The sequence below is a fragment of the Pseudomonas sp. NFXW11 genome, assembly GCF_049887815.1.
Taxonomy (GTDB): Bacteria; Pseudomonadota; Gammaproteobacteria; order Pseudomonadales; family Pseudomonadaceae; genus Aquipseudomonas.
On the sequence record NZ_JAGEKI010000020.1, the window covers coordinates 69794 to 94437 of the forward strand.

At 64.2% G+C, this 24644-nt stretch carries 31 protein-coding genes and 1 pseudogene; 20 read left to right on the forward strand and 12 right to left on the reverse strand.

What is annotated here, in order from left to right:
* Window positions 1-65: 65 nt before the first annotated feature.
* The 8 genes from J4P02_RS25625 (at window position 66) to J4P02_RS25660 (ending at window position 4683) form a co-directional block, all read left to right on the forward strand.
* A complete protein-coding gene (locus J4P02_RS25625; RefSeq protein ID WP_426195568.1) occupies window positions 66-383 on the forward strand; it encodes a helix-turn-helix domain-containing protein in 318 nt (105 codons plus the stop codon).
* 464 nt (window positions 384-847) lie between these two features.
* Entirely contained in the window at window positions 848-1114 is a 267-nt protein-coding gene (locus tag J4P02_RS25630; RefSeq protein ID WP_426195570.1) for a DUF3077 domain-containing protein, read from the forward strand.
* A gap of 114 nt (window positions 1115-1228) precedes the next feature.
* Window positions 1229-1531: a type II toxin-antitoxin system HigB family toxin gene (locus tag J4P02_RS25635; RefSeq protein WP_426195572.1), complete on the forward strand. Its 303-nt coding sequence runs from the start codon at window positions 1229-1231 to the stop codon at window positions 1529-1531.
* Window positions 1532-1536: 5 nt separating this feature from the next.
* Window positions 1537-1908 carry a helix-turn-helix domain-containing protein gene (locus J4P02_RS25640; protein WP_426195574.1) on the forward strand — a complete coding sequence of 124 codons (372 nt, stop codon included), beginning with the start codon at window positions 1537-1539 and terminating at the stop codon, window positions 1906-1908.
* A gap of 78 nt (window positions 1909-1986) precedes the next feature.
* On the forward strand, window positions 1987-2799 hold the full coding sequence (locus tag J4P02_RS25645; protein WP_426195576.1) for a MerR family transcriptional regulator: 813 nt from the start codon (window positions 1987-1989) through the stop codon (window positions 2797-2799).
* 132 nt (window positions 2800-2931) lie between these two features.
* Window positions 2932-3648 carry a polyphenol oxidase family protein gene (locus J4P02_RS25650; RefSeq protein WP_426195578.1) on the forward strand — a complete coding sequence of 239 codons (717 nt, stop codon included), beginning with the start codon at window positions 2932-2934 and terminating at the stop codon, window positions 3646-3648.
* Window positions 3645-4121 (forward strand): GNAT family N-acetyltransferase, encoded by a 477-nt coding sequence (locus tag J4P02_RS25655; protein WP_426195580.1) that lies wholly within the window; start codon window positions 3645-3647, stop codon window positions 4119-4121. The genes J4P02_RS25650 and J4P02_RS25655 overlap by 4 nt, the downstream gene beginning before the upstream one ends.
* Window positions 4114-4683, forward strand: coding sequence for a hypothetical protein (locus J4P02_RS25660; protein ID WP_426195582.1), 570 nt, complete (start codon window positions 4114-4116; stop codon window positions 4681-4683). Before J4P02_RS25655 ends, J4P02_RS25660 begins: the two co-directional genes overlap by 8 nt.
* A gap of 2 nt (window positions 4684-4685) precedes the next feature.
* On the opposite strand, the gene J4P02_RS25665 is transcribed toward J4P02_RS25660, so the two are convergent.
* Genes J4P02_RS25665 through J4P02_RS25675 form a run of 3 tightly spaced genes read right to left on the reverse strand, consistent with a single transcriptional unit; the run spans window position 4686 to window position 6683 of the window.
* A complete protein-coding gene (locus J4P02_RS25665; protein ID WP_426195584.1) occupies window positions 4686-5039 on the reverse strand; it encodes a gamma-glutamylcyclotransferase family protein in 354 nt (117 codons plus the stop codon).
* Window positions 5040-5069: 30 nt separating this feature from the next.
* A complete protein-coding gene (gene ddlA, locus J4P02_RS25670; protein WP_426195586.1) occupies window positions 5070-6164 on the reverse strand; it encodes a D-alanine--D-alanine ligase in 1095 nt (364 codons plus the stop codon).
* A 39-nt stretch (window positions 6165-6203) separates the two neighbouring features.
* Window positions 6204-6683, reverse strand: a complete 480-nt coding sequence (locus tag J4P02_RS25675) for a GNAT family N-acetyltransferase (RefSeq protein WP_426195588.1) — start codon at window positions 6681-6683, stop codon at window positions 6204-6206.
* 189 nt (window positions 6684-6872) lie between these two features.
* On the opposite strand from J4P02_RS25675, the gene J4P02_RS25680 reads away from it, so the two are divergent.
* The 4 genes from J4P02_RS25680 to J4P02_RS25695 all read left to right on the forward strand — a co-directional run bounded on the left by J4P02_RS25680 (window position 6873) and on the right by J4P02_RS25695 (window position 11254).
* Window positions 6873-7679: an AraC family transcriptional regulator gene (locus J4P02_RS25680; RefSeq protein ID WP_426195590.1), complete on the forward strand. Its 807-nt coding sequence runs from the start codon at window positions 6873-6875 to the stop codon at window positions 7677-7679.
* A gap of 80 nt (window positions 7680-7759) precedes the next feature.
* Complete coding sequence (locus J4P02_RS25685) at window positions 7760-8155, forward strand: cupin domain-containing protein (RefSeq protein ID WP_426195592.1); 396 nt, start codon at window positions 7760-7762, stop codon at window positions 8153-8155.
* A 247-nt stretch (window positions 8156-8402) separates the two neighbouring features.
* A complete protein-coding gene (locus J4P02_RS25690) occupies window positions 8403-9017 on the forward strand; it encodes a biliverdin-producing heme oxygenase (RefSeq protein ID WP_426195595.1) in 615 nt (204 codons plus the stop codon).
* A complete protein-coding gene (locus tag J4P02_RS25695; protein WP_426195597.1) occupies window positions 9014-11254 on the forward strand; it encodes an ATP-binding protein in 2241 nt (746 codons plus the stop codon). Before J4P02_RS25690 ends, J4P02_RS25695 begins: the two co-directional genes overlap by 4 nt.
* A 33-nt stretch (window positions 11255-11287) precedes the next feature.
* On the opposite strand, the gene J4P02_RS25700 is transcribed toward J4P02_RS25695, so the two are convergent.
* The gene (locus tag J4P02_RS25700) at window positions 11288-12187 is read right to left on the reverse strand and encodes a LysR substrate-binding domain-containing protein (protein ID WP_426195599.1); all 900 of its coding nucleotides are present in this window, start codon (window positions 12185-12187) and stop codon (window positions 11288-11290) included.
* Between the two features lie 102 nt (window positions 12188-12289).
* Between J4P02_RS25700 and J4P02_RS25705 the strand changes: the two genes are divergently transcribed.
* On the forward strand, window positions 12290-13219 hold the full coding sequence (locus J4P02_RS25705; protein ID WP_426195601.1) for a DMT family transporter: 930 nt from the start codon (window positions 12290-12292) through the stop codon (window positions 13217-13219).
* A gap of 8 nt (window positions 13220-13227) precedes the next feature.
* Here J4P02_RS25705 and J4P02_RS25710 read toward each other — a convergent pair whose 3' ends face one another.
* A complete protein-coding gene (locus tag J4P02_RS25710; RefSeq protein WP_426195603.1) occupies window positions 13228-14634 on the reverse strand; it encodes an MFS transporter in 1407 nt (468 codons plus the stop codon).
* A 96-nt stretch (window positions 14635-14730) separates the two neighbouring features.
* On the opposite strand from J4P02_RS25710, the gene J4P02_RS25715 reads away from it, so the two are divergent.
* Window positions 14731-15615: a LysR family transcriptional regulator gene (locus J4P02_RS25715; RefSeq protein ID WP_426195605.1), complete on the forward strand. Its 885-nt coding sequence runs from the start codon at window positions 14731-14733 to the stop codon at window positions 15613-15615.
* 7 nt (window positions 15616-15622) lie between these two features.
* Here the strand turns inward: J4P02_RS25715 and J4P02_RS25720 are convergent, their stop codons facing one another.
* Together J4P02_RS25720 and J4P02_RS25725 are read right to left on the reverse strand one after the other, a co-directional pair.
* A complete protein-coding gene (locus J4P02_RS25720) occupies window positions 15623-16129 on the reverse strand; it encodes a YbaK/prolyl-tRNA synthetase associated domain-containing protein (RefSeq protein WP_426195607.1) in 507 nt (168 codons plus the stop codon).
* Window positions 16130-16161: 32 nt separating this feature from the next.
* Window positions 16162-16767, reverse strand: a complete 606-nt coding sequence (locus tag J4P02_RS25725) for a flavin reductase family protein (protein ID WP_426195609.1) — start codon at window positions 16765-16767, stop codon at window positions 16162-16164.
* 164 nt (window positions 16768-16931) lie between these two features.
* Here J4P02_RS25725 and J4P02_RS25730 point away from each other — a divergent pair, with 164 nt between their 5' ends.
* The 3 genes from J4P02_RS25730 to J4P02_RS25740 all read left to right on the forward strand — a co-directional run bounded on the left by J4P02_RS25730 (window position 16932) and on the right by J4P02_RS25740 (window position 19294).
* On the forward strand, window positions 16932-17705 hold the full coding sequence (locus tag J4P02_RS25730; RefSeq protein WP_426195611.1) for an SDR family oxidoreductase: 774 nt from the start codon (window positions 16932-16934) through the stop codon (window positions 17703-17705).
* 98 nt (window positions 17706-17803) lie between these two features.
* The gene (locus J4P02_RS25735; protein WP_426195613.1) at window positions 17804-18709 is read left to right on the forward strand and encodes a LysR family transcriptional regulator; all 906 of its coding nucleotides are present in this window, start codon (window positions 17804-17806) and stop codon (window positions 18707-18709) included.
* Window positions 18710-18766: 57 nt separating this feature from the next.
* Entirely contained in the window at window positions 18767-19294 is a 528-nt protein-coding gene (locus J4P02_RS25740; RefSeq protein ID WP_426195616.1) for a GNAT family N-acetyltransferase, read from the forward strand.
* 14 nt (window positions 19295-19308) lie between these two features.
* Here the strand turns inward: J4P02_RS25740 and J4P02_RS25745 are convergent, their stop codons facing one another.
* The 4 genes and pseudogenes from J4P02_RS25745 to J4P02_RS25760 form a co-directional block, all read right to left on the reverse strand.
* Entirely contained in the window at window positions 19309-19632 is a 324-nt protein-coding gene (locus J4P02_RS25745) for a type II toxin-antitoxin system RelE/ParE family toxin (protein WP_426195618.1), read from the reverse strand.
* Entirely contained in the window at window positions 19632-19910 is a 279-nt protein-coding gene (locus J4P02_RS25750) for a ribbon-helix-helix domain-containing protein (RefSeq protein WP_426195620.1), read from the reverse strand. Before J4P02_RS25750 ends, J4P02_RS25745 begins: the two co-directional genes overlap by 1 nt.
* A gap of 92 nt (window positions 19911-20002) precedes the next feature.
* On the reverse strand, window positions 20003-20563 hold the full coding sequence (locus J4P02_RS25755; RefSeq protein WP_426195677.1) for a methyl-accepting chemotaxis protein: 561 nt from the start codon (window positions 20561-20563) through the stop codon (window positions 20003-20005).
* Window positions 20549-21319: pseudogene (locus tag J4P02_RS25760) on the reverse strand (PAS domain-containing protein); the annotation flags it as partial. The pseudogene J4P02_RS25760 and the gene J4P02_RS25755, both read right to left, overlap by 15 nt.
* 215 nt (window positions 21320-21534) lie before the next feature.
* Between J4P02_RS25760 and J4P02_RS25765 the strand changes: the two are divergent.
* Window positions 21535-22029 carry a RidA family protein gene (locus J4P02_RS25765; protein ID WP_426195622.1) on the forward strand — a complete coding sequence of 165 codons (495 nt, stop codon included), beginning with the start codon at window positions 21535-21537 and terminating at the stop codon, window positions 22027-22029.
* Window positions 22030-22086: 57 nt separating this feature from the next.
* Here the strand turns inward: J4P02_RS25765 and J4P02_RS25770 are convergent, their stop codons facing one another.
* The gene (locus tag J4P02_RS25770) at window positions 22087-22419 is read right to left on the reverse strand and encodes a DUF2790 domain-containing protein (RefSeq protein WP_426195624.1); all 333 of its coding nucleotides are present in this window, start codon (window positions 22417-22419) and stop codon (window positions 22087-22089) included.
* A 332-nt stretch (window positions 22420-22751) separates the two neighbouring features.
* On the opposite strand from J4P02_RS25770, the gene J4P02_RS25775 reads away from it, so the two are divergent.
* Together J4P02_RS25775 and J4P02_RS25780 are read left to right on the forward strand one after the other, a co-directional pair.
* Entirely contained in the window at window positions 22752-24080 is a 1329-nt protein-coding gene (locus tag J4P02_RS25775; RefSeq protein WP_426195626.1) for an OprD family porin, read from the forward strand.
* A gap of 176 nt (window positions 24081-24256) precedes the next feature.
* Entirely contained in the window at window positions 24257-24478 is a 222-nt protein-coding gene (locus J4P02_RS25780; protein WP_426195628.1) for a hypothetical protein, read from the forward strand.
* Window positions 24479-24644: the final 166 nt, after the last annotated feature.

A 24644-nucleotide genomic window follows, 5' to 3' on the forward strand; every position in this document is an offset into this window, starting at 1 on the left:
TGGCAAAGGCGCGACCGAAAACATTCCAGCAGCTGTTCTGCGCAGAATCGCGAAGGAGATGAATCATGCCCCTTACTGAAGAAGAACTATTGGCACGTGATGCCAAGCGCAATATCGGCCAAGAGCTTCTGGACGCGATCATCGATGTCAAAGCCGGCCGGCAGGGCCATACCCATAGCATTCCGCTCACCAAGGCCGCCGAAGCGCGGGGTAAAACCGGGTTGTCGCAACCCAAATTTGCCCAACTGCTTGGCGTCTCGGTAAGAACCCTCCAAGAGTGGGAACAAGGACGCCGCTCGCCTTCCGGAGCGGCCCGTTCATTGCTGCATATCGTGATGCTCAGGCCCGATGTATTTCGCGAAGTGCTGGCACAACCTCTGTAGCCGCTGCCGCAGGCTGCGACAAGGACCGAAGGGCCTTCGGCGCCTGGGAGATCGCCGCGACCGTTCCGGTCGTTCGCAGCCTGCGGCAGCGGCTACAGGGGCGGCTCACAAAATGTCGCAGTAATGCCGTTGCGACGCCCCCTACTCCAACCTATGGTTCAACCGTCGCTGCAAAATCAGCGATCAGGCTTGGCGGCCTGATAGAATCGAGGCGCAAAAGCGCCCCACCAACATGCAGGCGCTTTTTTTTGCGCCCGCATACCTGCGTTATGGCGGGTTGCGTGGGAGAACCTTCGGGTTCACCGGTTCCTTGATTCCCGGTCCGCCAATCCTGCGCAATCCGCCACCCTGATCTGCTTGGCGGCAGACGGTGACGGCCCTTCGAATCAAGGAGTCGTAACCATGAACTGCTTCTGCAATCTGTCTCTGCATTACCTCCAGTCACAAAAAGCCGGAGGTGCCCAATGACCACTCAATCACCCCAGACCACCCTCGGCGAAATCCGCTTTTCCCAGTGCGGCGAACACCTGCATCCGCTGTTTCGCGTGAATGCCGACGTGCCGATCAACGATGCCCTGGAACACGCCTCAACCCTGTTGCATCTGGCAAAGCAATTCACCCTGGAGGCGGCGATGGAGCCCCGGTGCGACCGCTATGCTTGGGCGGCACACTACCTGGCAGAGATGGGCAAGGCACTGATGGACGACGTGCACGCCACGCTCTCTGCATGACCTGATCGTCACTCCAGTCGGCGGCCTGTACGGGCAGATCCAACGATTTGCCCGTACATCGCCTGACGCACTATGTGACTTGTTTATGTCCCAGGACGGGACTAGGATCACGCCATGAGAATTATTGCAGTCAGTCAGTTGAAGGCCTTCTGGGAAAAGCACCCGGATGCGCAACAGCCTCTGCTGGCCTGGATCGATGAAGCCAGGAACGCTCAGTGGTCCAACCCTGCGCAGATCAAGGACCAGTATCGCAACGCCAGCATTCTCAAAAGCCGCAGGGTGGTCTTCAACATCAAGGGCAACGAGTATCGACTGATCGTTGCCGTGGCCTATCGCTTCGGTGCGCTCTACATCAAGTTCGTCGGCACTCACCAGGAGTACGACGCAATTGACGCCGACAGCGTAGACATGGAGTAACCCGTATGAATATCCGCCCCATCCACACCGACCAGGACTACCGCGCAGCGCTGCAAAGCGTCTCGCCGCTGTTCGACAACGAACCGCAGCCCGGGACGCCTGAAGGCGACTACTTCGATGTGATGATCACCCTGATCGAGGCATACGAAGCCCGGCAGTTTCCCCTGGACCTGCCCAACCCGATCGAGGCCATCAAGTTCCGCATGGAGCAATCCGGGTTGTCCGCCGCCGACCTGGTGCCCGCCATAGGCCGCACCAACCGCGTCTACGAAGTGCTCAATGGCAAGCGTGCGCTGACCCTGCCGATGATCTGGAAACTGCACCAGCTGTTCGGCATTCCCGCCCAGAGCCTGATCAAGCCGACCCAGTCGTCCTGAACATTGCTGCCGGGCTTGAGCTTGCCCCTGGGTAAAGCCTCAGCATGCCTCGCAGCCCCACAACAACAAGGACGCTCCATGCTTACCATCGGACAAATGGCCCGCTGCCACGGCCTCACCACCAAGACCCTGCGCCACTACGACAGCATCGGTCTGTTCGCTCCGGCCCTGACCGGCCGCGACAACGGTTATCGCTACTACAGCCCGCAGCAGATCGTTACCCTGGGCCGCATTGTCTGGCTGCGCCAGCTGGGCCTGTCCCTGGAGGACATCCGCAGCCTGGCGGATCAGGGTGGCCTGGACAGCGTGCTGCAGATGCAGCAGGCCCTGCAGGACCAAGCCCGGCACCTGGAAAGCGAAATTGCCCGCAGTCAGAAGGTGCTCGGGCATCTGCAACGTTATCTGGATCAACCCCAGCGCCAGATTCCCGCAGCGCAAACGCCGCAAAAAGTGATGCTGGCAGCGCAACGGATCATCGGCATGGCCTGGCAGCAGGATGATCCAGGCTCCATCGCCGAGCTCTGGCAACGCTTCGAACCCCGGGAAGCGGAGATCCAGAGGCTGGCCGAACCCGTTGGCACCTACGGTATCTGCCACCCCCTGGACGACAGCCACTGGCGCTACATCGCCGGCCTGCCGGTAGCCGACGACGCCCCCCTGGTGCCGGGCATGGTGGAGGTGCAAATCCCCGCTCGCCTCTACGCCCGGGTGGAGCATCACGGCAGTGTGGCCACCCTGCCGGAAACCTTCCGCGCCGCCTATAGCGAGTGGTTGCCTGCCGCCGGCTTGCGCCCCGCCGACGCCCTGGAATTCGAATACAGCGGCGAACGCTTTCTTGGCCCCATGCACCCCGACAGCGTCACCGAGCTGTATATCCCGCTGGATGCCTGAGGGCCCGCTACACCAGTAGCCCAGCAGATGACCGCTGGTCCGGCCCCTGGCCCGGGCCGGCGGTTGTCAGCAAAAGTAAGCCGGATGCCGTTATGCTCTGCAGCCATTCCCAGGTAACCGAGCGAAGGCCCGATGAGTTTCCAGGCAGGTGTGTTGCAGCAGATAACCGGTATCCGCCATGAGTTCTCCACCGTCGGGGCTGCCCTGCCGGCCAACCTGTTCTTCTGCTCCCAGGTCCACAGCGGCGAGGTGATCGAAGCCAGCACCACCCTGCCCAGCGGCATCATTCGCGGCGATGCGGTCATCACCCGTTCCTCTCGGCCGATAGCCGTGGTCACCGCCGACTGCCTGCCGCTGCTGATCAGCAGTGATGATGGCGCCTGGGTGGCTGCAGTGCATGGTGGCTGGAAGGGCCTGCACGGTGGAATCATCGCCCATGTGCTGCAAGGCTTCGCCAGCAAGGGCATCGCCGCGCCGCAGTTGCGGGTGGCCATCGGTCCGTCGATCAAACCCTGCTGCTATGAAGTCAGCGCCGACTTCATCGAGACCCTGAGCGCCGATCAGGATCCGCCATGGCCCGCCGCACAGGCGCCCTGGAGTCGCCAGCAGCCAGCGCCGCGGGTGCCACCGCAGATTCCGCCACCGCCAGCGACCCAGGCCGATTCCCTCTGGTTCGATCTGAGCCGCTACGCCGAGCATCTGCTGCATGCTGCCGGTGTTGGCGATGATCAGATCGAGATCAGCGAGCTGTGCACCTACTGCTCGACCCCAACCCTGGCCAGCTATCGTCGGCGCAGCCATCGTGGCGAAGCCAAGGCCTTCCAGTATTCATGGATCGGCCGCAGGTGAGCCTTAGCATCGCTCTGCTTGCGACCACCACGCATGATCTGGAAACCCTGGTACAGATGCGTATCGCGGCCATGCGCGAAAGCCTTGAACGCATCGGGCGCTTCGATCCGCTGCGCGCCCGGGAACGTTTTGTCGCAAGCTTCGCCGCCGAGCGCTGCCACTTCATCCTCTGGGATGGACAACGAGCCGGATTCATCCAGAGCCAATCACACCTCGATCATCTACACCTGCAACACCTGTACCTGATGCCGCCATTCCAGGGGCGGGGCATCGGCGCCAAGGTCCTCGAAGGACTGTTCGATCGCTCCGCCAGCGAGCAATTGCCGATTCGCCTGGATGCCTTGCGCGACAGCGACTCGAATGGCTTTTATCGACGCCTGGGCTTTGTGCAGGTGGGTGAAAGCCAATGGGATATTCATTACTCTCGACCACCCGATTCCCCCAGACCCAACCCAAGGAATGCCCGTGTCTGAAAACCTCTACGCCGCGCCCCAGGCTGAACTGATCGCCCCCCAGCCGGAAACGGCGCCGCCGTTCTATGTGGTGTCCAAGGCCAAGTTCCTGACCCTGTACATCCTCACCTTCGGCATCTATCGGCTGTATTGGGCGTACAAGAACTGGCATCAGTTCAGGCACGCCAGCGGTCATGAGCTGTGGCCGATAGCCCGCGCCTTCTTCTCGATTTTCTTCATCCATGCGCTGTACCGCGAAGCCGACGCGATACTCCAGCGCGACGGCCGCAGCCATGACTGGCGGCACGATGAGCTGGCCACCCTGTTTGTGGGCGGGGTGATCGTCACCAGCGTGCTGGATGCCCTGTCGCGCCAGAACATCGGCTACCCGCTGATCGACATCGCCGGCATGGCGCTGCTGCCGGTGATGGCCTGGGTGACTTGGCTGGGCCAGCGCGGCCTGAATGCCGCCGCCGGGGATACCGAAGGCCGCAGCAACGCCCGTTTCACGGCGCTCGACTATCTGTTCATCGTGCTCGGGGCGCTGCTGCTGGCACTGGCCTGTGCCGGCCTGCTGATCTAGGCTCAGGCGCTGACGTAGACCCAGGCCTGAATGCCCGAGGCCAGGGTCACGCTGACCCGCTTGTAGTCCGACACTTCATAGCTGTCGGCCGCGGCCAGTTCCTCGGCGGTGATGCGAAACACCGTGCCGGCAATCGGTGCACTGTCCGCCGAGCCCGGGCGCAGGATCGGGTGATGGGTCTTGCCGCTGGTGGCCAGTACCTCGGGGTCGGTGATTTCCACCCAGCTCTGCTGGTAGCCGAGCATGGCGTCCTGGCTGCCCTCGAGCTCACGACCGAAGTTGGCCAGTTGTACCGCCTTGTCTTGCAGGGTGCCGTAGGAAAAAAGATAAACCGATGCTTCTGTTGCCGTACTCATCCATCACTTCCTGGTCAATGGTGATCCGCTTCAGCGGTTGATTTTCAAACCTTGCCGCGCGGCATGGCGCTCCAGCGCCAGTTCGATCAGCCGGCTCACTAGCTGGCTGTAGGTCATGCCGGCGGCCTGCCAGAGTTTGGGGTACATGCTGATGCGGGTGAACCCCGGCAGCGAGTTGATTTCATTGATCAGCACTTCACCGTCGTCGGTGAGAAACACATCGACCCGAGCCAGCCCGGAGCAGCCCAGCACCTGGAACGCCTCGATGGCCAGGGCCCGAATCCGCTCGCTGTGCTCGAGGCTGATGTCCGCCGGTACCAGTACCTGGGCCGCCTCTGCATCGATGTACTTGCTGTCGTAGGAATAGAAACCGTTGCCGACCACGATCTCGCCGCAGCCACTGGCAATCGGCTGGTCATTGCCCAGCACCGCGCATTCGATTTCCCGTCCGCGCACCGCCGACTCCACCAGCACCTTGTGATCGAAGCCCAGGGCCAGCTCCACCGCGGCCTCGTATTCAGCCTGGTTGTCGACCTTGCTCACCCCCACCGATGAACCCTGGTTCGCCGGTTTGACGAACAGCGGCAGGCCGAGGGTTTCCCGGGCCTGGGCAAAACCGTAGCGAGCGCGGGTGGCCCGGGTCAGGGTGATGAACGGGGTCACCGCCAGCCCGGCATCACGCAGCAGGCGCTTGCTGATGTCCTTGTCCATGCACACTGCCGAACCCAGCACATCGCTGCCGACAAAGGGCAGGTCGGCCATGCGCAGCAAGCCTTGCAGGCAACCGTCTTCACCCAGGGTGCCGTGGACGATGGGGAAGATCACATCCACATGCCCCAGCAGCCCCTGGCCGGAGGTTTCCACCAACTGCCCGCTGGCCTTGCCCGGCACCACCGCCAACTCGCGATTGGACTGGTTGAGGGCGATCAGCGCCGGGTTCTCCTGGTTGATCAAAAAATTCGAGGTGTCGTTGAGGTGCCAGTGGCCCTGCTTGTCGATGCCGATCAGCACCGGCTCGAAGCGCGTGCGATCCAGGGCGTCGACGATATTGCGCGCCGACTGCAACGACACTTCGTGTTCGGCCGAACGGCCACCAAAAATAATCCCGACCCGCAACTTGCTCATGACTGGTTCCTGTTGAACGTTCTCTGATGGCCCGTGGTTTCAGCTGGGGCTGTAGCGCAGGTGGATCAGCGCCACCCGCTCCTGCTGCTTGTTCTTGCGCTCTTCGATGGCGAAGGGCACGAACCCCAGCTTTGGATAGAGCAGCAACCCCGCCACATTGCTGTTGAAGCAGGACAAGGTCACCTCGCTGGCCTGGTGCTTGCTGCGGGCGATATGGATCATCTGCCCGATCAGTTGCGCCCCCAGCCCCGCACCGCGCACTTGCGGGTCGACGATGACATTACCGATGGTGCAAGTACCGCCGTTTTCCCAGCGGTAGAAATTGGCAAAGCCCGCCACCTGCCCGTCACGCTCGATCACCGTCGAGTCGCTGCGCTGGGCAATGGAGTCGCGCAATTGCTCATGGGTCAGCGGCCAGCTGGCGGCGGGAAAGAAGAAAAACAATTCTTCGGGATTGCGCACAAAGCTGCAGATGCGCGAGATATCGGCGTCTTCCACCGGGCGAAACACAACAGCCATGTTCGACAGCCTCCTGAAAGGGGGACGGAGCGTCCTGGTTGGATTGCACATTGTGCCCGGCGATTAGTCACCAGCCAGAGGGGCATTGGCAAGGGGCAGTTGCGCCGCGTCGCTGATACCGCCAGGCAGACAGCCCCAGAGCCCCTGGGTTAATCTGCGCCACTTGCGACCCGCCACCAGGACCGTCCCATGGCCAGCCCTCCCACCACCGACTGGGTGCACCGCGCCCCACCCGCAAGGGGCCTGGAGCGCATCGAGGCGTATTTCGCCGGCCACGGCTACGACATGCACCGCCACGACACCTACGCCATTGGCCGTACCCTGCGCGGGGTGCAGAGTTTCCAGTACCGCGGCGGCTGGCGCCACAGCCTGCCGGGCACCACCATGGTGCTGCATCCCGACGAAGCCCACGATGGCGAGGCCGGCAGCCACGATGGTTTCCACTACCGCATGCTGTATGTCGAGCCGGCGCTGATCCAGCAGATCCTCGGTGGCCAGCCGCTGCCTTTCGTCACTGGCGGGCTGTGCAATGACCCCAGGCTGGGCGCCGCCACCGACGCCCTGCTGCGCGGTGTCGATCGCCCCCTGGACCCGCTGGAGCAGGAAGACGCGCTGTTCGAGCTGGCCCATGCCCTGAACGGCGTTTGCGGGGTGATCAGGCCCCGGCGGCCCATGGACTATGTGGCGGCCGAACGGGCCCGGGACTACCTGCACAGTGCCCTCGACCGGACGGTAACCCTGGAGGAACTGGCCACCCACAGCCAGCGTGATCGCTGGAGCCTGTCGCGGGACTTTCGCCTGCTGTTCGGCACCAGCCCCTACCGCTACCTGAGCATGCGCCGCCTGGACCTGGTGCGCGCCCTGCTGGTGCAGGGCCAGCCCCTGGCCGAGGCCGCACTGATGGCCGGCTTCGCCGACCAGAGCCACATGACCCGACAGTTCCGCCAGGCCTACGGCCTGCCACCGGCGCGCTGGCTGAAGATGCTCGGCCGCTGAGCCGCGCACAATTGTTCAAGAACCCCAGCCCGCCGGCTGTTTACCCTTGGCGCTCATTCATCACCGCCAAGGCCCCGACCATGCACAGCTCCACTTCCACCACCGCGCAAGGCACTTACCAGAGCATCAACTTCGCCCAGAAACTCGACCTGTTCAGCGAGCTCTGGACACCCAAGGTGATTGCCGAGATGAACGACTACCAGTTCAAGATCTCCCGCCTGCAAGGCGAGTTCGTCTGGCACAGCCACGCCGATACCGATGAAACCTTCATCGTGCTCGACGGCCAGTTGCATATCGATTTCCGCGACGGCCGAGTGTCCATCGGCAGCGGTGAAATGTTCGTGGTGCCTCGGGGTGTGGAGCACAAGCCCTGGTCCGAGCAGGAGGTCAAGTTACTGCTGATCGAGCCTCGGGGCGTACTCAACACCGGCGAACAGGGTGGCGAGCGCACCGCACAGAACGATGTCTGGATCTGATTGGCAAGCCTGAGCCCAGGGACGCAAAGGTTATTTGCGCCCCCCGGGCACCCTGCTGCCAAGGCCTGCCCTTTGTCCCTACCCGACCGGCGGTAGGCGAAAAAAACTCCGAACACGGAAAAAGCACAGGTAGAGTGACGTTCTCACTACGCTGTGCGATGGCTCTATTGCGGGAACACCCAGCAGGTCCCGGTCTTCGATGAGGCCCATGGCACGTCCACTGCCTGTTGCGATCCATGAGCCCTGAATGTCCCTTGCGCACCAAGACAACCCTGCCTCCTCCCTGCTACAAGACCTGCGCACCGCCACTGCCACCTTGCATGTGGCCCTGGAAAAGCGCCTGCCCTTTTTCTCCGAACGGCTCGACGCCCACTGGTACCAACGACTGATCCAGGCCTACTACGGCTTCTACCAGCCCCTGGAAACAGCCTTGTTTGACCGCGGGTCGCTGCCCCCGGACTACGACCCGGGCCAACGCCGCAAGACCCCGGCACTGACCGGCGATCTGCGAGCCCTGGGCCTGGACCCGGCACAGATCGAAACCCTGCCGCGCTGTAGCCAGCTACCCCCGTTGACCTGCAGCAGCGCCTGCCTGGGCGCTCTGTATGTACTGGAAGGCGCGACCCTGGGCGGACAGATCCTGCGCCGGGAAATGGCCCGGCGCCTGGATCTGCACCCCGGCAATGGTGGCGCCTTCCTGGATATCTACGGCAGCGCCACCGGCCGTCGCTGGAAGGAGTTTCTCGGCTACCTGGAACGCTCGCCAGAAGACCCCGGCGCCCGTCGGCAAGCGGTCAGCGCCGCACAATCCACATTTGCCTGCTTCGAACGCTGGCTCGAACACCGCGAGGTGCTGCTATGACCCCAGAGGACTCCCAGGTCTTTGAACAACTGCTGGCCAACTGCGCCAACGAGCCGATCCGCTCCCCCGGTGCGATCCAGCCCCACGGCCTGTTGCTGACCCTCACCGAGCCCGAGCTGTGCATCCAGCAGGTCAGCGCCAATATCGAGCCGCTGCTCGGCCGTAGCGCCTGCGAGTTGCCAGGCCAGCCATTGGAACAGGTACTGGGCCAGACCCAGGCGCAACAGGTGCGCGAGCGCCTGCAATTGCCCCATCTGAACGATGGAGCGCCCCTGTACCTGAGCCTCAACGGCACCCGCTTCGAAGCCTTGCTGCACCGCCATCAGCAAACCCTGTTGCTGGAGCTGGAAATCCAGCCCGGGCACAGCGCCCACCTCGATGCGCCACGGCCCCAGGAAAACCTCGGGCGCCTGCTGCGCCGCCTGCAGGCAGCCAAGACCCTGGCAGAGCTGTACGCCATCAGCGTCAATGAAATCCAGGCCATGACCGGCTACGACCGGGTGCTGATCTACCGCTTCGAAGAAGAAGGCCACGGCCAGGTGATCGCCGAAGCCACGCGCCCGGACATGGAAGTGTTCAACGGCCTGTTCTTCCCCGCCTCGGACATTCCCCAGCAAGCCCGCGAGCTGTACCGCAGCAACTGGTTGCGGATCATCCCCGATGCCGACTACCAGCCGGTGCCCCTGGTGCCGACCCTGCGCCCGGACACCGGGCAGCCCCTGGACCTGAGTTTCGCCACCCTGCGCAGCGTGTCGCCGATCCACTGCCAGTACATGAAGAACATGGGCGTGCTCTCGTCCATGAGCATCTCCCTGCTCAAGGACGACCAGCTGTGGGGCTTGATCAGTTGTGGCAACCGCCTGCCGCTGCTGGTGCCCCACGAGCTGCGCATCGCCTGCCAGACCATCGGCCAGGTGCTGTCGCTGCAGATCAGCGCCATGGAAGCCCTGGAGCTCAGCCGCCAGCGGGAGGAAAAGATCAGCGCCCTGGCCAGCCTCGACCAGGCCATGCGCGACGCTCCCGACAGCGTCTTCGAAGGCCTGGCCCAGGCACCGCAATTGCTGCTGGAACTGACCCAGGCCGGCGGCGTGGCGATCATCGAAGACCAACAGTTGCACTGCTTCGGCCAGTGCCCACCCCGGGACGAAATCCGCGCCCTGCACCGCTGGTTGCAGGACCGTGGGCAGGCGGTGTTCGCCAGCCATCACCTGGCCAGCCTCTACCCGCCGGCCGCGACTTATCAACAGGTGGCCAGCGGTGTCCTGGCCATGACTTTGCCCAAGCCTGTGGATAACGGCGTGCTGTGGTTCCGCCCGGAGGTGAAGGAAAACATCCACTGGAGCGGCAACCCGCAAAAGCCCCTGGACCTGGAAAACTCCGACGCGGGCCTGCGCCTGCGGCCGCGCACCTCGTTCGAGATCTGGAAGGTGGAAATGGCCGGCATTTCCAGCAAATGGAGCCACGGCGACCGCTTCGCCGCCAACGACCTGCGGCGCTCGGCCCTGGAACACGACCTGGCGCGCCAGGTGCTGCGCGAGCAGCAGGCGGTGCGGGCGCGGGACGAGCTGGTGGCCGTGGTGTCCCACGACCTGCGCAACCCCATGACGGTGATTTCCATGCTCTGCGGCATGCTGCAAAAGGCTTTCAGCTCCGACGGCCCGCACACCTCACGGCGCATATCCTCGGCCATCGACACCATGCAGCAGGCCGCCAGCCGCATGAACAATCTGCTGGAAGACCTGCTGGACACCTCGAAGATCGAGGCCGGGCGCTACAGCATCGCGCCGCAGCCGCTGGACGTCAGCCAGATCTTCGAGGAGGCCTATTCGCTGCTGGCGCCGCTGGCTTTGGACAAGGCCATCGATATCAGTTTCCACAGCGAACCGGATCTGAAGATCAACGCCGACCCCGAGCGCCTGTTCCAGGTGCTGTCGAACCTGGTGGGCAACGCCATCAAGTTCACCCCCAAACAAGGCAAGGTCGGGGTGGTGGCAATGTCCGATGGCGAGCAGATCGTCTTCAGCGTGCGCGATTCCGGGGAAGGCATTCCCAGCGAGCAACTGCCGTTCATCTTCGACCGCTACTGGACCCTGAAGGAAGGCAACCCCAACGGTACTGGCCTGGGGCTGTACATCACCCAGGGCATCATCCACGCCCACGGCGGCCAGATCGAAGCCCACAGCGAGGTCGGCAAGGGCAGCGAGTTCCGCTTCAGCGTGCCCCGCGTGCAGACCTGAACCCCATGCGGGGTCCGGTAGCGGGCCCCGCGCCTATGCAGCGCACTGCTGCACCAGCCAGTCATGGAACAGCTGACCGCTGGCCGACAGGCGCTTGTGCCGCGCGTGCACCAGAAAATCCTTCTGCCCGGTGCGGCAGGCCCAGTCCCCCACCCGCTGCAACTCGCCCTCGGCCACCAGTTGGCTGGCCATGAAATCCCAGCCCAGGCCCACCCCCAGGCCCTGCTGCACGGCGCTGAACATCAGGGTCAGTTGGTTGAAGCCCAGGGTCCCGGGCGGTGCGCTGTAGTCCAGGCCGAAATGGCGGAACCAGTCGCGCCAGTCGATGCAGTTCCAGCCCGAGGCATCCAGTTGGATCAGCGGCAGCTCGGCCAGTTGCCGCAGGTCCTCAACCTCCGGCAAGGCCAGGCGCCGGCTGACGATGGGGTAGACAACTTCATCGAACAGCGCTACCGCCGCCAGGGACGACCAGTGCCCCGCGCCGTAGAGAATGCCGAAGTCGTGCTCGGCCACGCTGGACTCGTCCATATCGTTGTTGGCATGGATGCTCACGGTGATTTCAGGGTGCTGCTTGTTGAACGCCAGCAGGCGCGGAAACAGCCAGAACTGCGCCACCGCATGGGTGCATTGCACGGTGATGGTGTGGGCGTCGCGCCCGGCGCGCAAACGCGTGACGCTGCGCAGCAGGGCCTCCAACTGGGTGCTGACTTCGGCGAACAGCGAGGCACCGCTGACGGTGAGCTTCACGCCTCGGGCCTGGCGCTCGAACAGCTCGGTCTTGAGCGACAGCTCCAGGGCGCGGATCTGCTTGCTGACCGCGCTCTGGGTCAGGCACAGCTCGGTGGCGGCGCGGGTGAAACTGGCGTTGCGGCCTACCGCCTCGAAGGTCACCAGGGTTTCCAAAGGCGGCAAGTGGCGAGCGAAACGACTCATCAGACATTCCCCAGAAGAATAGGTGGGTGCCTATATATCCTTTGTCCAGACGGTCAGCAATCACTAGGCTGCGCAGCCTGACCCATCTGTACGAGAGTTTGCATGAAACGCGGAGTTGCTTACGCTGCCTTGGCCGGTTCGGTCTGGGGCCTGGCCATTGTGGTGCCCAGCCTGTTGCCGGAGTTCAGCCCGCTGATGCTCAGCTGCGCCCGCTTCAGCCTGTACGGGGCATTCTCCCTGATCCTGGCTGCGCCCCAGGCCCGGGCACTGCTGCAACGCCTGACCTGGGGCGATGCCGCGCTGCTGGTGAAACTGGCGCTGACCGGCAACCTGATCTATTTCATGCTCCTGGCCAGCGCCATCCAGTGGGCCGGGGTGGCCAGCACCGCGCTGATCGTCGGCCTGTTGCCGCTGACCATCACCCTGGCCGGGCGCAGCGATGCCGACGCCGTGCCCTTGCGCCGCCTGGGCTGGCCCCTGCTGCTAGTGTTCGCCGGGATCTGCTGCATCAACCTCGATACCCTGCTCAGCGCCCCCGCTGATTCGCCGGAACTGGGGCAACGGGCCCTGGGCCTGCTCTGCGCCTTCGGTGCTCTGCTGTGCTGGACCTGGTTCGCCGCCGACAACGCCCGTTACCTCAAGACCAGCCGCTTCAACAGCGGCCAGTGGTCGACCCTGTGGGGCATCACCACCGGCCTGATCAGTGTGCCGGTGTGGCTGCTGGCCCAGGGCTTCGAGCTGCCGGGCACCCGGGTCGAGGCCAGCGAGCCACGTTGGCTGCTGTTCTGGGGCCTGAGCCTGTCCAGCGCGGTGCTGGGTTCCTGGTTCGGCAATCGCATGTGGAATGCCTCGACCCGGCGCTTGCCCCTGACCCTGAGCGGCCAGTTGATTGTCTTCGAAACCCTGTTCGCCCTGCTCTACGGCTTTATCAGCCTGCAGCACCTGCCCAGCCCGCTGCAAAGCGGCGCCGCGCTGCTGTTGCTCGGCGGCGTGCTCTGGGCCGTGCGCCGACACCTGCCCCAGGCGCACTGAGGCCAAACTCAACCCTGGGTCGCGGAGCAGCCCGCCAGGGCCGCCGGCGCCCGCGGCAAGCGCAGCGCCAGCAAGGCGCCCAGCAGGGCCAGCAAGGCACTGGCGGCAGTGGCCATCTCGATGCCATAAGCCACATGGCCCGCGCCACCCAGGGTATTGGCCAGGGACACCAGCAAGGCCAGCCCCAGGGCCCCGCCAATCTGCTGGCTGGTGGAAGCCACGCCCGCCGCCACGCCCTGCTCGGACACGGCAATGCCCTGCCCCGCCGAGATCCACATGGTGTTCCAGGTCATGCCCTGGCCCACGCTCAAGATCACGATGCCCGGCAACAGGCCGAGGTAGCCGCCACTGCCGGGCAGCGCCAGGTACACCAGGCCGATGCCCAGGGCACCGGCCAGCAAACCGCCGACCAGGGTCGCCCGCAGGCCGACGCGCAGCAGGGCAGGTTCCGCGATCCAGATACCCAGCGTGCACAACAGGGTCGAGGGCAGGAACGCGAGGCCGCTCTGCAGCACACTGAACTGATAGACCTGCTGGAAGTACAGGCTGAGAAAGTAGTACTGCACGCCGAAGCTGCTCATGAACAATGCCGTGATCAGCATGGCCATGCGCAGCTGTGGATAAGCCAGCAGGCGTAGCGGCATCAACGGATCGGGGCTGCGTTGTTCGAGGCGCACGAACAACCAGAGCAACCCCAGGGACAGGGCCAGGCAGGCCAGGGTCGCCGCTGCGCTCCAGCCCCATTCCGGGCCCTGGACAATGGAGAACACCAGCAGGGTGCCGCCCAGGGTTACCGTCAGGGCACCGCGCAGGTCGAACTGACGGCCACGCTGGCGCGCCGGGTCGGCGGGAATCCAGCGTCGGGCCAACAGTGCGCAGGCACCGGCCAGGGGCACATTGACCAGGAACACCGCCGCCCAGCCCCAGTACTGGGTCAGCACCCCGCCCAGCAACGCCCCCAGCGCCAGCCCCGCCGCCGAGGCCGCGCTCCACACCGCAAAGGCCCGGTTACGCGCCGGGCCTTCGGCGTAGTAGCTGTTGATCAGGGCCAGGGTCGCGGGGAACAACATGGCCCCGCCCACGCCCTGCACCGCCCGCGCCAGCACCAGCAACAGCGCGCTGCCGCCCAGCCCTCCGGCCAGGGATGCCAGGGCGTACAGGGACTGACCGACGATGTAGAAGCGTCGCTTGCCCAAGAGGTCTGCCGCGCGGCCACCCAGCAGCAGGAAGCCGCCGAAGGCCACGCTGTAGGCACTCACCACCCATTGCAGTTGCTGGGCGGAAAAGCCCAGGCGATTGCCGATATCCGGCAGGGCGACAAAGACGATGGTGGCGTCCAGGGCAATGATCAGCTGCGCGCAGGCCAGCAGCGACAACATCCAGCCCGAGGGCCTGGCCAAGGAGGAAGCGGGCATGGTGAAAATCCTTGTATGAAATGGGCGCTGGGCAGTTTCATCGATGCCGCTTGAATGATAAATAAGGCCTTCATTCTTTCAGTAATGACTTTAATCATGGATCTGAACGCCCTGCGCCTGCTGGTCCGAGTCGCCGAAACCCGCAGCTTCACTCGCGCCGCCGGCGACCTGGGGCTGACCCAGTCCGGCCTGTCCCGGGCCATCGCCCGACTCGAACAACAGCTGGGCGTGCGCCTGCTGCAACGCAATACCCGCAGCGTCAGCCTGACCCCGGACGGCCAGATGCTGGTGGAGCGGGCAGGCCCGCTGCTGGCGGAGCTGGCCCATACCGAAAGCCTGCTGCACGACCGCCGCGACGCCCCCAGTGGCCTGCTGAAGATCAGCACACCGTCGCTGTTCGGACGCAAGGTGGTGATGCCGGCCATCGGCGAGCTGACCAGCCGCCACCCCGAGCTCTGCATCGAAGCGGTGATGAGCGACCGCCTGGTGGATATCGTCGATGAAGGCTTCGACGCTGTGCTGCGTACTGGGGTGATCCAGGACCAGCGCCTGATCGCCCGCCCGCTGGCGCCCCTGCGCTGGGTCACGGTGGCGGCCCCGAGCTACCTGCAACGCCATGGCACGCCGCAGCAATTGGAAGACTTGCAGCGGCACAACTGCCTGACGGTGCGCAACCTGCGCAGCGGCCGGCTGGTGGAATGGCAGTTCATGGACCAGGATCGTCCCCTGGACCTGGCGGTGCAGGGGCGGTTGATCTTCGATATCGGCGATGCCCTGGTGGATGCGGTGCTGGGGGGCTACGGCATTGCCCAGCTGATGGAGTTCGCGGTGCGCGAAGCCCTCGACGATGGCCGGTTGCTGCCGATTCTCCAGGGCCATGCCGGGCGCAGCCGGGAACTGTCCCTGGTCTACCCGCCGTCGCGCCAGTGCTCGCCGAAACTCAACGCCTTCGCCGACGCCCTGGGGCAGCTGCGTTGGTAGGCCAGGTTCAGCCGGCCTGGGTGCTTTCGGCCGGCAGCTCCTGGGTCACCCTCAACAAACGCGGTTGGGCGATCCGTAGGTAGTCCTCGGTCGCCAGCACCATGGAGGCATCCAGGCGCCCGGCATTGAAGGCGATTTCGGTGTAGCGCTCGATCAGTTGCGGGTCGACGATCAGGCTGATGCGCGAATCGAAACTCAAGGGCGGGATGGCGCCGATCACGCAGCCGGTGAGTTGCATGGCCAGTTCCGCCGAGGCCAGCTGGGCTTTCTTGCCCCCGAGGGCGGTGCCGACTTTCTTCATGTCGAGCTTCTGATCCCCGGAAAGAATCACCAGCCCATACACCTCATCGGCGCCCTTGAGACTGCAGAGCATGGCCTTGGCCCCCTGCCCCGGCTCGGTGCCGCGAATCTCGGCGACCCGCGCCGACTGGCCTTCGGCCGGGTGCAAGAGCACCCGGTAGCGGGCCTGGTGGCTGTCCAACAGCTGTACCAGGCGCTGGAAAACGTCGTGCATGTTCATTCCTTGAAAAGGTTCTTGGGGTTGGCTCAAGGCGCGTCCACCAGCGGCAGCTGGCGGCCTTCCACACTGGCGCCAATGGTCAGGAAGTGCCCGCCCGCCACATGGTGCAGGGTGCGCAAGGCATCCTGCCCGTCGAAGTGCCAGCGGCCCTCGCTGAACACCCGGGTATCGGCCTGGGCGGCGATCACTTCGCCCAGGAACAGATCGTACTGCTGATGGTTGTGCGGCTCGGGCAGCAGCCGGCATTCCAGCCAGGCCACGCAACCTTCCAGCAGGGGGCCAGCCAGCGCTGTGCCGTCGAAAGTGGCCAGGCCGTAGGCGGCGAACTTGTCGCGCCCGCCCTGGCTCAGCTCCAGCCCGGAACTGTTGCCCAGGCTCTGCACGATATCGGCCTGGGCCGCGCAGGGCACGTTGAGGACAAAGGTGCCGGAGGCCTCCAGCAGTTGCCGGGTCCAGGTCGACTTGTCGAGCACCACGGCGACTTTCGGCGGTTCGAAGTCCAGGGGCATGGCCCAGGCCGCGGCCATGATATTGCGCTGGCCGCCATGGGCGGCGCTGACCAGCACGGTCGGCCCGTGGTTGAGCAGGCGGTAGGCCTTGTCGAGGGGCACCGAACGACGAAATGCGGACATGGCAGGCTCCTGGAAAAAAGCCCGATTGTAGCCCCATCCGCCACCCGCGCAGAGGCGCTGATTGGTCGATTTTCCTGGATGATCCGTCCAGCCCCAGGCAGCTTATCCGCGCCGCTCCAGGCATTAGACTCAAGCCTCACCTCAAGTGTCTAAGGAGTCGTTCCATGACCGAGCATTCCCTGAACAACAAAGTCGTACTGATTGCCGGAGGGGTGAAGAACCTCGGCGGCCTGATTGCCCGCGACCTCGCCCGCCACGGCGCCCGGGCGGTGGCCGTGCACTACAACAGCAACGCCAGCCAGGCCGAGGCCGAGGCCACGCTGGCCGCGCTCAAGGACCTGGGCGTGGAGGCCCAGGCCTGGCAGGCCGACCTGACCAGCGCCGGTGCCGTGGAGCGGCTGTTCAACGAGGTCAAGGCACGTTTCGGCAAGATCGATATCGCCATCAACACCGTGGGCAAGGTGCTGAAGAAACCCATCATCGAGATCAGCGAAGACGAGTACGACCAGATGTTCGCGGTGAATGCCAAGAGCGCCTTTTTCTTTATCAAGGAAGCCGGCAAGCACCTGGAAGACAACGGCAAGCTGGTGACCCTGGTGACCTCGCTGCTGGGCGCCTTCACCCCTTTCTATGCCGCCTACGGCGGTTCCAAGGCGCCGGTGGAACACTTCACCCGGGCCGCGGCCAAGGAGTTCGGCGCTCGCGGCATCTCGGTCACCGCCGTGGGCCCGGGGCCGATGGACACGCCGTTCTTCTACCCGGCCGAAGGCGCCGATGCCGTGGCCTACCACAAGAGCGCTGCGGCGCTGTCGCCGTCGAGCAAGACCGGGCTCACCGATATCGAGGACGTGGTGCCCTTCATTCGCCATCTGGTGACCGAGGGCTGGTGGATCACTGGTCAGACCTTACTGATCAACGGCGGCTACACCACCAAGTAATACTGGAGCCCACGGGGTAAATTGGCCTGCCGGGGCGCGGCCGGACGCTGCCGTGCCCCAAGCCGTCAGGGGTTCCCCGGACCAGGATAGTGGTGACGATGGATAAGCTTGAGCAATACCGCGTGTTCATCCAGGTGGCCGACATGGGCAGTTTCATCAAGGCAGCCCATGCCCTGGAACTGCCACGGGCCACTGTCTCTTCCGCAGTGCAGCAACTGGAAACCGGCCTTGGCACCCGGCTGCTGCACCGCACCACCCGACAGGTGCAACTGACCGCCGACGGCGCCATCCTGCTGGAGCGCGCAAGGCGCTTACTGGCCGACGCCGCCGAACTCAACCGGCTGTTCCAGCATCGCCAGGTGGATGTCAGCGGGCGCTTGAATATCGACGTGCCCAGCCGCATCGCCCGGCGCCTGATAGTCCCCGCCCTGCCCCAGTGGCTGGCGCAGTACCCCGGCCTGCAACTGGCCCTGGGAGCCAGCGACCGCAGCATCGATCTGATCCAGGAAGGCATCGACTGCGCGATCCGCGTCGGCAGCCTGGCCGACAGCAGCCTGATCGCCCGCCCCCTGGGACGCCTGGCCCTGATCAACTGCGCCAGCCCCGCCTACCTCGCCGAACACGGCGAACCGCACAACGCCCAGGACCTGCAGAACGGCCAATGGATGATCGGCTACGCCTCGCCGGACACCGGTCGGGAACAGCCCTGGGAGTTCCTCCAGGAAGGGCGCGAGCACCTGCTGGGCCTGCCCAGTCGGGTGATCGTCAACAATGTGGAGAACTACATCGCCTGCTGCCGTCAGGGGCTGGGGCTGATCCAGGTGCCGCGCTTCGATGTGCAGCACCTGCTCGAGCGCGGCGAGCTGGTGCAGGTGCTGCATGAGCTGCCAGTGGCACCCATGGAGATCTGCGCCCTGTACCCCGACCGCCGCCATCGCTCGCGCCGGCTGAATGTGTTTATCGAATGGTTCGCCGAGCTGATCGGGCCGCACCTGGAGACTTGATGCCCACCCACGGATCGTGAGATGAAGGCGCCTTCAACGGATTGAGGCCCCCTGCACATGACCCTCCTGCATCTTCGCGCTCCACGGCTCGACGACCTGCATGACCTGCTGGCATTCGAAGCACAGAACCGCGCCTTCTTCGAGGCCTCGATCAACGCCCGCCCTGCCGACTACTACTGCGCCGACGGGGTGGCCGAGGCCATAGTCCAGGCCCAGCAGGACGCCGAGGCCGATCGCGGCTATCAGTTCCTGATCCGTGAAGAGGGGCAACTGGTGGGGCGCATCAACCTGCACCGGGTGCAGCGCGCCTACTTCAACTGTGCCGAGCTGGGCTACCGGGTGGGCGCCCAGTTCACCGGACGCGGCATCGCCAAGGCCGCAGTGGCCCAGGTGCTGCAACGGGCCTTCGGTGAGTTGCGCCTGAGCCGGGTCGAAGCCAATGCCCGTCCGGAAAACATCGGTTCGGTGCGGGTGCTGGAAGCCTCCGGTTTCTCGCGCTTCGGCCATTCACGCCGCAGCTTCCTGTTGCACGGGCAATGGTTCGACCGCCTGCATTTCGAATGCCATGGGCCGCAGGTGGGCTGAAGCAGAGGGCGCCCTCAGAGAGGCTGATCATCAGGCTCCAGTTGCCGAGCCGCCGCGAAGTCTTGCCCACCGTAAAACACCCCGAGGATGTAAACCTTCTGCCCTTCTACAGCAAAGGCAATCACGGCTCGCTTGCGATAGTGGGTGATGCGCAGGCCTGGACGAATGTCGTCCCGCAGGTTGCCGCGGTGCGGGAAGGTCTTGAGCGCTTCGCAGTGGGTCACTATCGCATCGGTGTAGCGTTGGGCGATCTGCGGTGAAGCTGCCGTGGCAATGTAGCGATAGAGCGCGAGCAACTGCTCCATGGCTGCAGCCGAGAACTCGACGCTAAACGCCATTACGACTTGGCAGTGGCGCCCTGGTGCTCGGCCAGCAGTCGGGCGCGCACCTGCTCGGTGCTCAAGGGGATCAAGGTGCCGGCTTTCAAGGCGTCATAGGCCGGGGCAACCTGGCTGGCGAGCCAGGCTTCCACTGCACGGTCACGGGCCAGCAAGGCCCGCAGCCCGTCGCGAATCACTTCGCTTTCAGTGGCGTACTCGCCGGAAGCAACCTTGGCCTTGACCACATCGGCCATCTGGTTGGGCAGGGTGATGCTCAATTGTTGAGTGCTACGCATGATGAGCCTTCCTGATTCGATAGGATTCAATCCTACTGCACCCGGAAAAAGATGCCCATGACGGCTTATCGGCTACCTGTGTGGCACAACACTCAGCTCGATAGCTGATTGGCGAACTGCCCCACCGCGCTCACCACTTTCTGCGCGCCGTCCTGGATCTCGACGATCACCGTGCCGGCTTCCGCGGCCAGGGCCAGGCCCTGTTCGGCCTGCTGCTTGCCTTCGGTCATCAGTTCCACCGCCTCGCGGGCCATGTCCTGGTTCTGCCGCACCACGCCGACGATTTCCTCGGTGGCGCTGCTGGTGCGCGAGGCCAGTTGTCGAACCTCGTCGGCGACCACGGCAAAGCCCCGCCCCTGTTCGCCGGCCCGGGCCGCTTCGATCGCCGCATTGAGCGCCAACAGGTTGGTCTGCTCGGCAATCCCGCTGATGGTCTTGACGATGCTGGCGATCACCAGCGACTGCTCGCTCAGGGCCGCGATGCCCTCCCCGGCGTCCTGCATATGCCTGGCCAGGTCGCGCATCACGTTCACCGCTTCGGTGACCACCGTGGTGCCGCGCTGGGCGCTGTTGTCGGTCTGCAACGAGGTGTTGTAGGCGATGCTCGCCGCCTCGGCCACTGCCAGCTCCTGGTTCACCTGATCGGTGATCACGGTGGCGAACTTGACCACCTTGTAGAGCCTGTTGTTGGCGTCCAGCACCGGGTTGTAGGAGGCCTCCAGCCACACAATGCGGCCGTGGGAATCGACCCGCTTGAAGCGATCGGCGATGAACTCCCCGGCGTTCAGGCGCTTCCAGAATTGCTGATAGGCCGCGCTGTTGTATTCCTCGGGTTCGCAGAACATGCGGTGATGCTTGCCCTTGATCTGCGCCAGGCTGTAGCCCATGCCAGACAGGAAGCGATCGTTGGCGCTCAGCACATTGCCGTTGAGGTCGAACTCGATCAAGGCGGTGGAACGCACCAGGGCGCCGATCAGGTTCTCGTGCTCGCGGGAGGCCTCGATGGTGCGCGTCAGGTCGCTGGAGAAGATCGCGAAGTACTTGATCCGCCCTTCGGAGTCGCGCACCGGCTGGGAAATCGAACGCAGCCAGGCTTCCTGGCCATTGCCGCGCAGCAGGCGCACCGCTCCGGCGAAGTGCTCGCCACGGCTCAGGGTGGCCTTGAAGCGTTGGTGGAACTCATCGTTTCTGACATGAGCCGGAACAATGTCCTCCAGGGCTCGGCCCACCAGATCGCCGCTCTTGTAGAGCATTTCCTGGGCGAAGTTGTGGTTGACCGATTGAATCCGTCCATCGGCGCTCAGATTGATCACGAGCATCTCGCTTTCAAGGCTTTCCTTCACCTGTTGAAGGCTCGAAAGTTCTTCACGCAGAGTCGACAGCTCTTGCTTCAAGCGTTTATTGAACATGAGGATGCACCGGGGGGACTGAAAAAATAGGCTGCTTTGGGCCTAACATCGGCCCTGAAAGGCATTTCTTAATAGCCATTAAGACTTGTCTGACAAAAAAATTTCAAAGGCCAATAGCGCCCCTGGAAGCCCCGTCCACAGCGGGGATTCAACGCCCTGGCGGAGGGCGTATAGTCGGCTGCGGCACATTCCACGGCAATCGACGGAGTTGGACTATGGATGCATCACGCAAGGCACTTTTCCAGCAGGCGGCAGAGCGGGTCGGGCACAGCTTCGAGGGCGAGCTGAAGATTGGCGGCAACTATGTGCCGGCGGTGCGCAATGGCGATGAGGTGTACATCAGCGGGCAGATCCCGCGCATCGACAACACCGTGATGGTGGTGGGCCGGGTCGGTGCCGAAACCTCACTGGAACAGGCCCGCCACGGCGCGCAGATCTCGACCCTGCGGGCCCTGGCCATCCTGGCGCAAATGCTCGGCGACCTGCAGCGGATCAAGCGCATCCTGCGGATCAATGTCTATGTGCAAAGTGCCGCGGACTTCACCCAGCAAAGCGAAGTGGCGGACGGCGCCTCGGAGATCCTCTATTCGATCTTCGCCGAGGCCGGCGTGCATACCCGCACCTCGGTGGGGGTCTACCAGCTGCCAAAGAACGCCTCGGTGGAAGTGGACATGATCGTCGCCCTGCACCCCGAGCCATCCGACGCCTGACAAACGTCATTGGCCGGGCACCCAGCGAGGGCCCGGCCAGCCTTCACACCTCACGCCTCAGCCACCGTTGTTACGGCACTGGCCCATCACCTGATACTGCACCGTCTGCAACTGGCCGGCGGAGTCCTCATAAGTCATGCGCGAAGGCACCACATTGCAGGACTTGATCGGCGCGGTAACGCTGACCACCTTGGCGATATCCAGCGGCATGCCATAGCGGTAGTCCTGCACCACCGGGGCCGGCTTGCCCTGGTTCGCCGCATAGCGCTCCATGGCTTTCTGGTTTTCCAGCATGGCCCGGGCGAAGGTGCGGTCAGCGCCGCCCTCGGCCATGACCTGGGATGAGCCGGCCAGCAGCAGCGCGGCGAGACACAGGTTGATTGCTTTCATCAGGTGGTCCTCGTGCAGTTGTCAGCGACGAGGATAAGCAGCCGAGCCTGTCAGAATGATCGCGGGCAGATTACCAATTGGAAAGGTTCCCCCCAGGCCCCATCGTCGACCGGCGCCTCAGGCCCATGGCACAGGGCTTTGCCCACGTTGAGTGCGAGGCGCGACACCAGGCTTGCTTGCGCAATTGTAATCAGCGGGTCACCGCGCCGTTATCTGCCGTTTGCAACTATCGACCGCGACTTGCCGGGCGCCCACGCGCCTGGCGGTCAGCCCAATAAGAACGCCACTGGCGACAACAAGGCCGATAGCTGCCAAGACTCAGGAGCGACCCCATGCGTATCAATCCCTCTCTGTCCCTGCCCGTGCTGGCCACGGTGCTGGGGCTCAACCCCATGGCGGCGCTGGCCGCCGAGGAACCCGCCGCAGGCTTTGTCGAAGGCAGCCGCCTCGACCTGCTGCTGCGCAACTACTACTTCAACCGCGACGACCGCAAGGGCCAGTCCAGCCCCACCGGCAACGGCTACTCCGAAGCCTGGGCCCAGGGCCTGATCGGCCGCTTCGAGTCCGGCTTCACCCAGGGCAGCGTCGGTTTCGGCCTCGATGCCTTCGCCATGTACGGCCTCAAGCTCGATTCCGGTAGTGGACGCAGCGGCGGCAAAGGTTCGTTCGGCATGCTGCCGGTGAACAGTGACAACCAGCCCGCCGATGGCTACGGCAAGGCCGGCGGTGCGGTGAAACTTCGAGCCCTGGACACCACCCTGAAAGTCGGCGATGTGTTCCCCAAGACCCCGGTGGTGCACTACGGCGATTCGCGCCTGCTGCCGGAAAGCTTTCGCGGGGTGACCCTGGAGAACACCAGCCTGGAGGGCCTGAACCTGCAGGGCGGACGCCTGCACGCCATGAGCCAGCCCGACAGCAGTGGCATGCGCGACGGCTTCGCCACCTTCTACGCCGGTAAGGTGGATTCGCCCTGGGTCGGCTATTTCGGCGGTGATTACCGGCTCAACCCCAACCTCAGTTTCAGCCTCTACGGCAGCCGCCTGAAAGACGCCTGGGACCAGTACTACTTCGGCACCACGCTGAACTATCCGCTGTCCGCTCAGGTGAGCCTGTTCAGCGCTTTCAATTACTACAAGGCCGTGGATGAGGGCCGCAAACTGCTGGGGGAGCTCGACAACGACATCTGGAGCGCCAAGCTCGGCGCCACCTACGGCGCCCACACCCTGGCCCTGTCGCACCAGCGCAACAACGGCAACGACGACTTCGATTACCTGCGCCAGTCGGACTCGATCTTCCTCGACAACTCGATCCAGTACAGCGACTTCAACTCACCCAAGGAGCGCTCGTGGATGCTGCGCTACGACCTCGACATGCAGGCCTTCGGCATCCCCGGGCTGTCGTTCATGACCCGCTACGCCCGCGGCAGCGGCGCCGACTACAGCCACGCCAACTCGGTGTACATGCGCCGCGATGGGGCCGGTGATCCATTGACCGATCAACGTCGCTGGGAACGGGATATCGAAGCCAAGTACGTGGTCCAGGGTGGCAGCCTCAAGGACCTGTCCCTGCGCGTGCGCCAGGCCACGGTGCGCTCCAGCCAGTTCGAGTCCGACCTGGAGGAATTCCGGCTGATCGTCGAGTACCCCCTGGCCCTGCTCTGAGGTGTCTGGCCGGGCAGGTTGCGGCCTGCCCGGTGTTAAAACTTCTTCACAGACGCATGGCTTGCAGAACTGTAATATCCGCCTCACCTTCTCGTTAGGTTGGTTTCCCCATACTCCCGGACACACTCGAATCCGCCGCCTACTGCAGCGGTGGAGAGCTTGTCAGGAGAACCACCATGGGCCCAACCCAAGTGTTATTGATCGGCCTTCTGGCCACTACCAGCATCACCGCCCTGGCCGCTGATGGCAGCGAACGCCCACAGCAGTTTCGCCAGGAATTCCTGGCCAGCCAGGAACGGACTCACGGCGATGCCAACCAGGAAACCGCCGCCACTACCGGCGCCGGCAATCCCTCCCGCGATGCATCCACAGCGACCGTGGCCGAGGAAGATATTTAACGGCTGTCGCCCACAGAGCACATTCATCTCTGAAGCGTTTTTTTTGATGCTCCTTTGGAAAGAGATGAATTTTTAGCGTCCCATATGGGGCGCTTTTTTTTTGCCTATCGATTGAGCAGAAACGGGTAGGAGCTGGCTTGCCAGCGAAGGCGTCCGTGAGATCGTC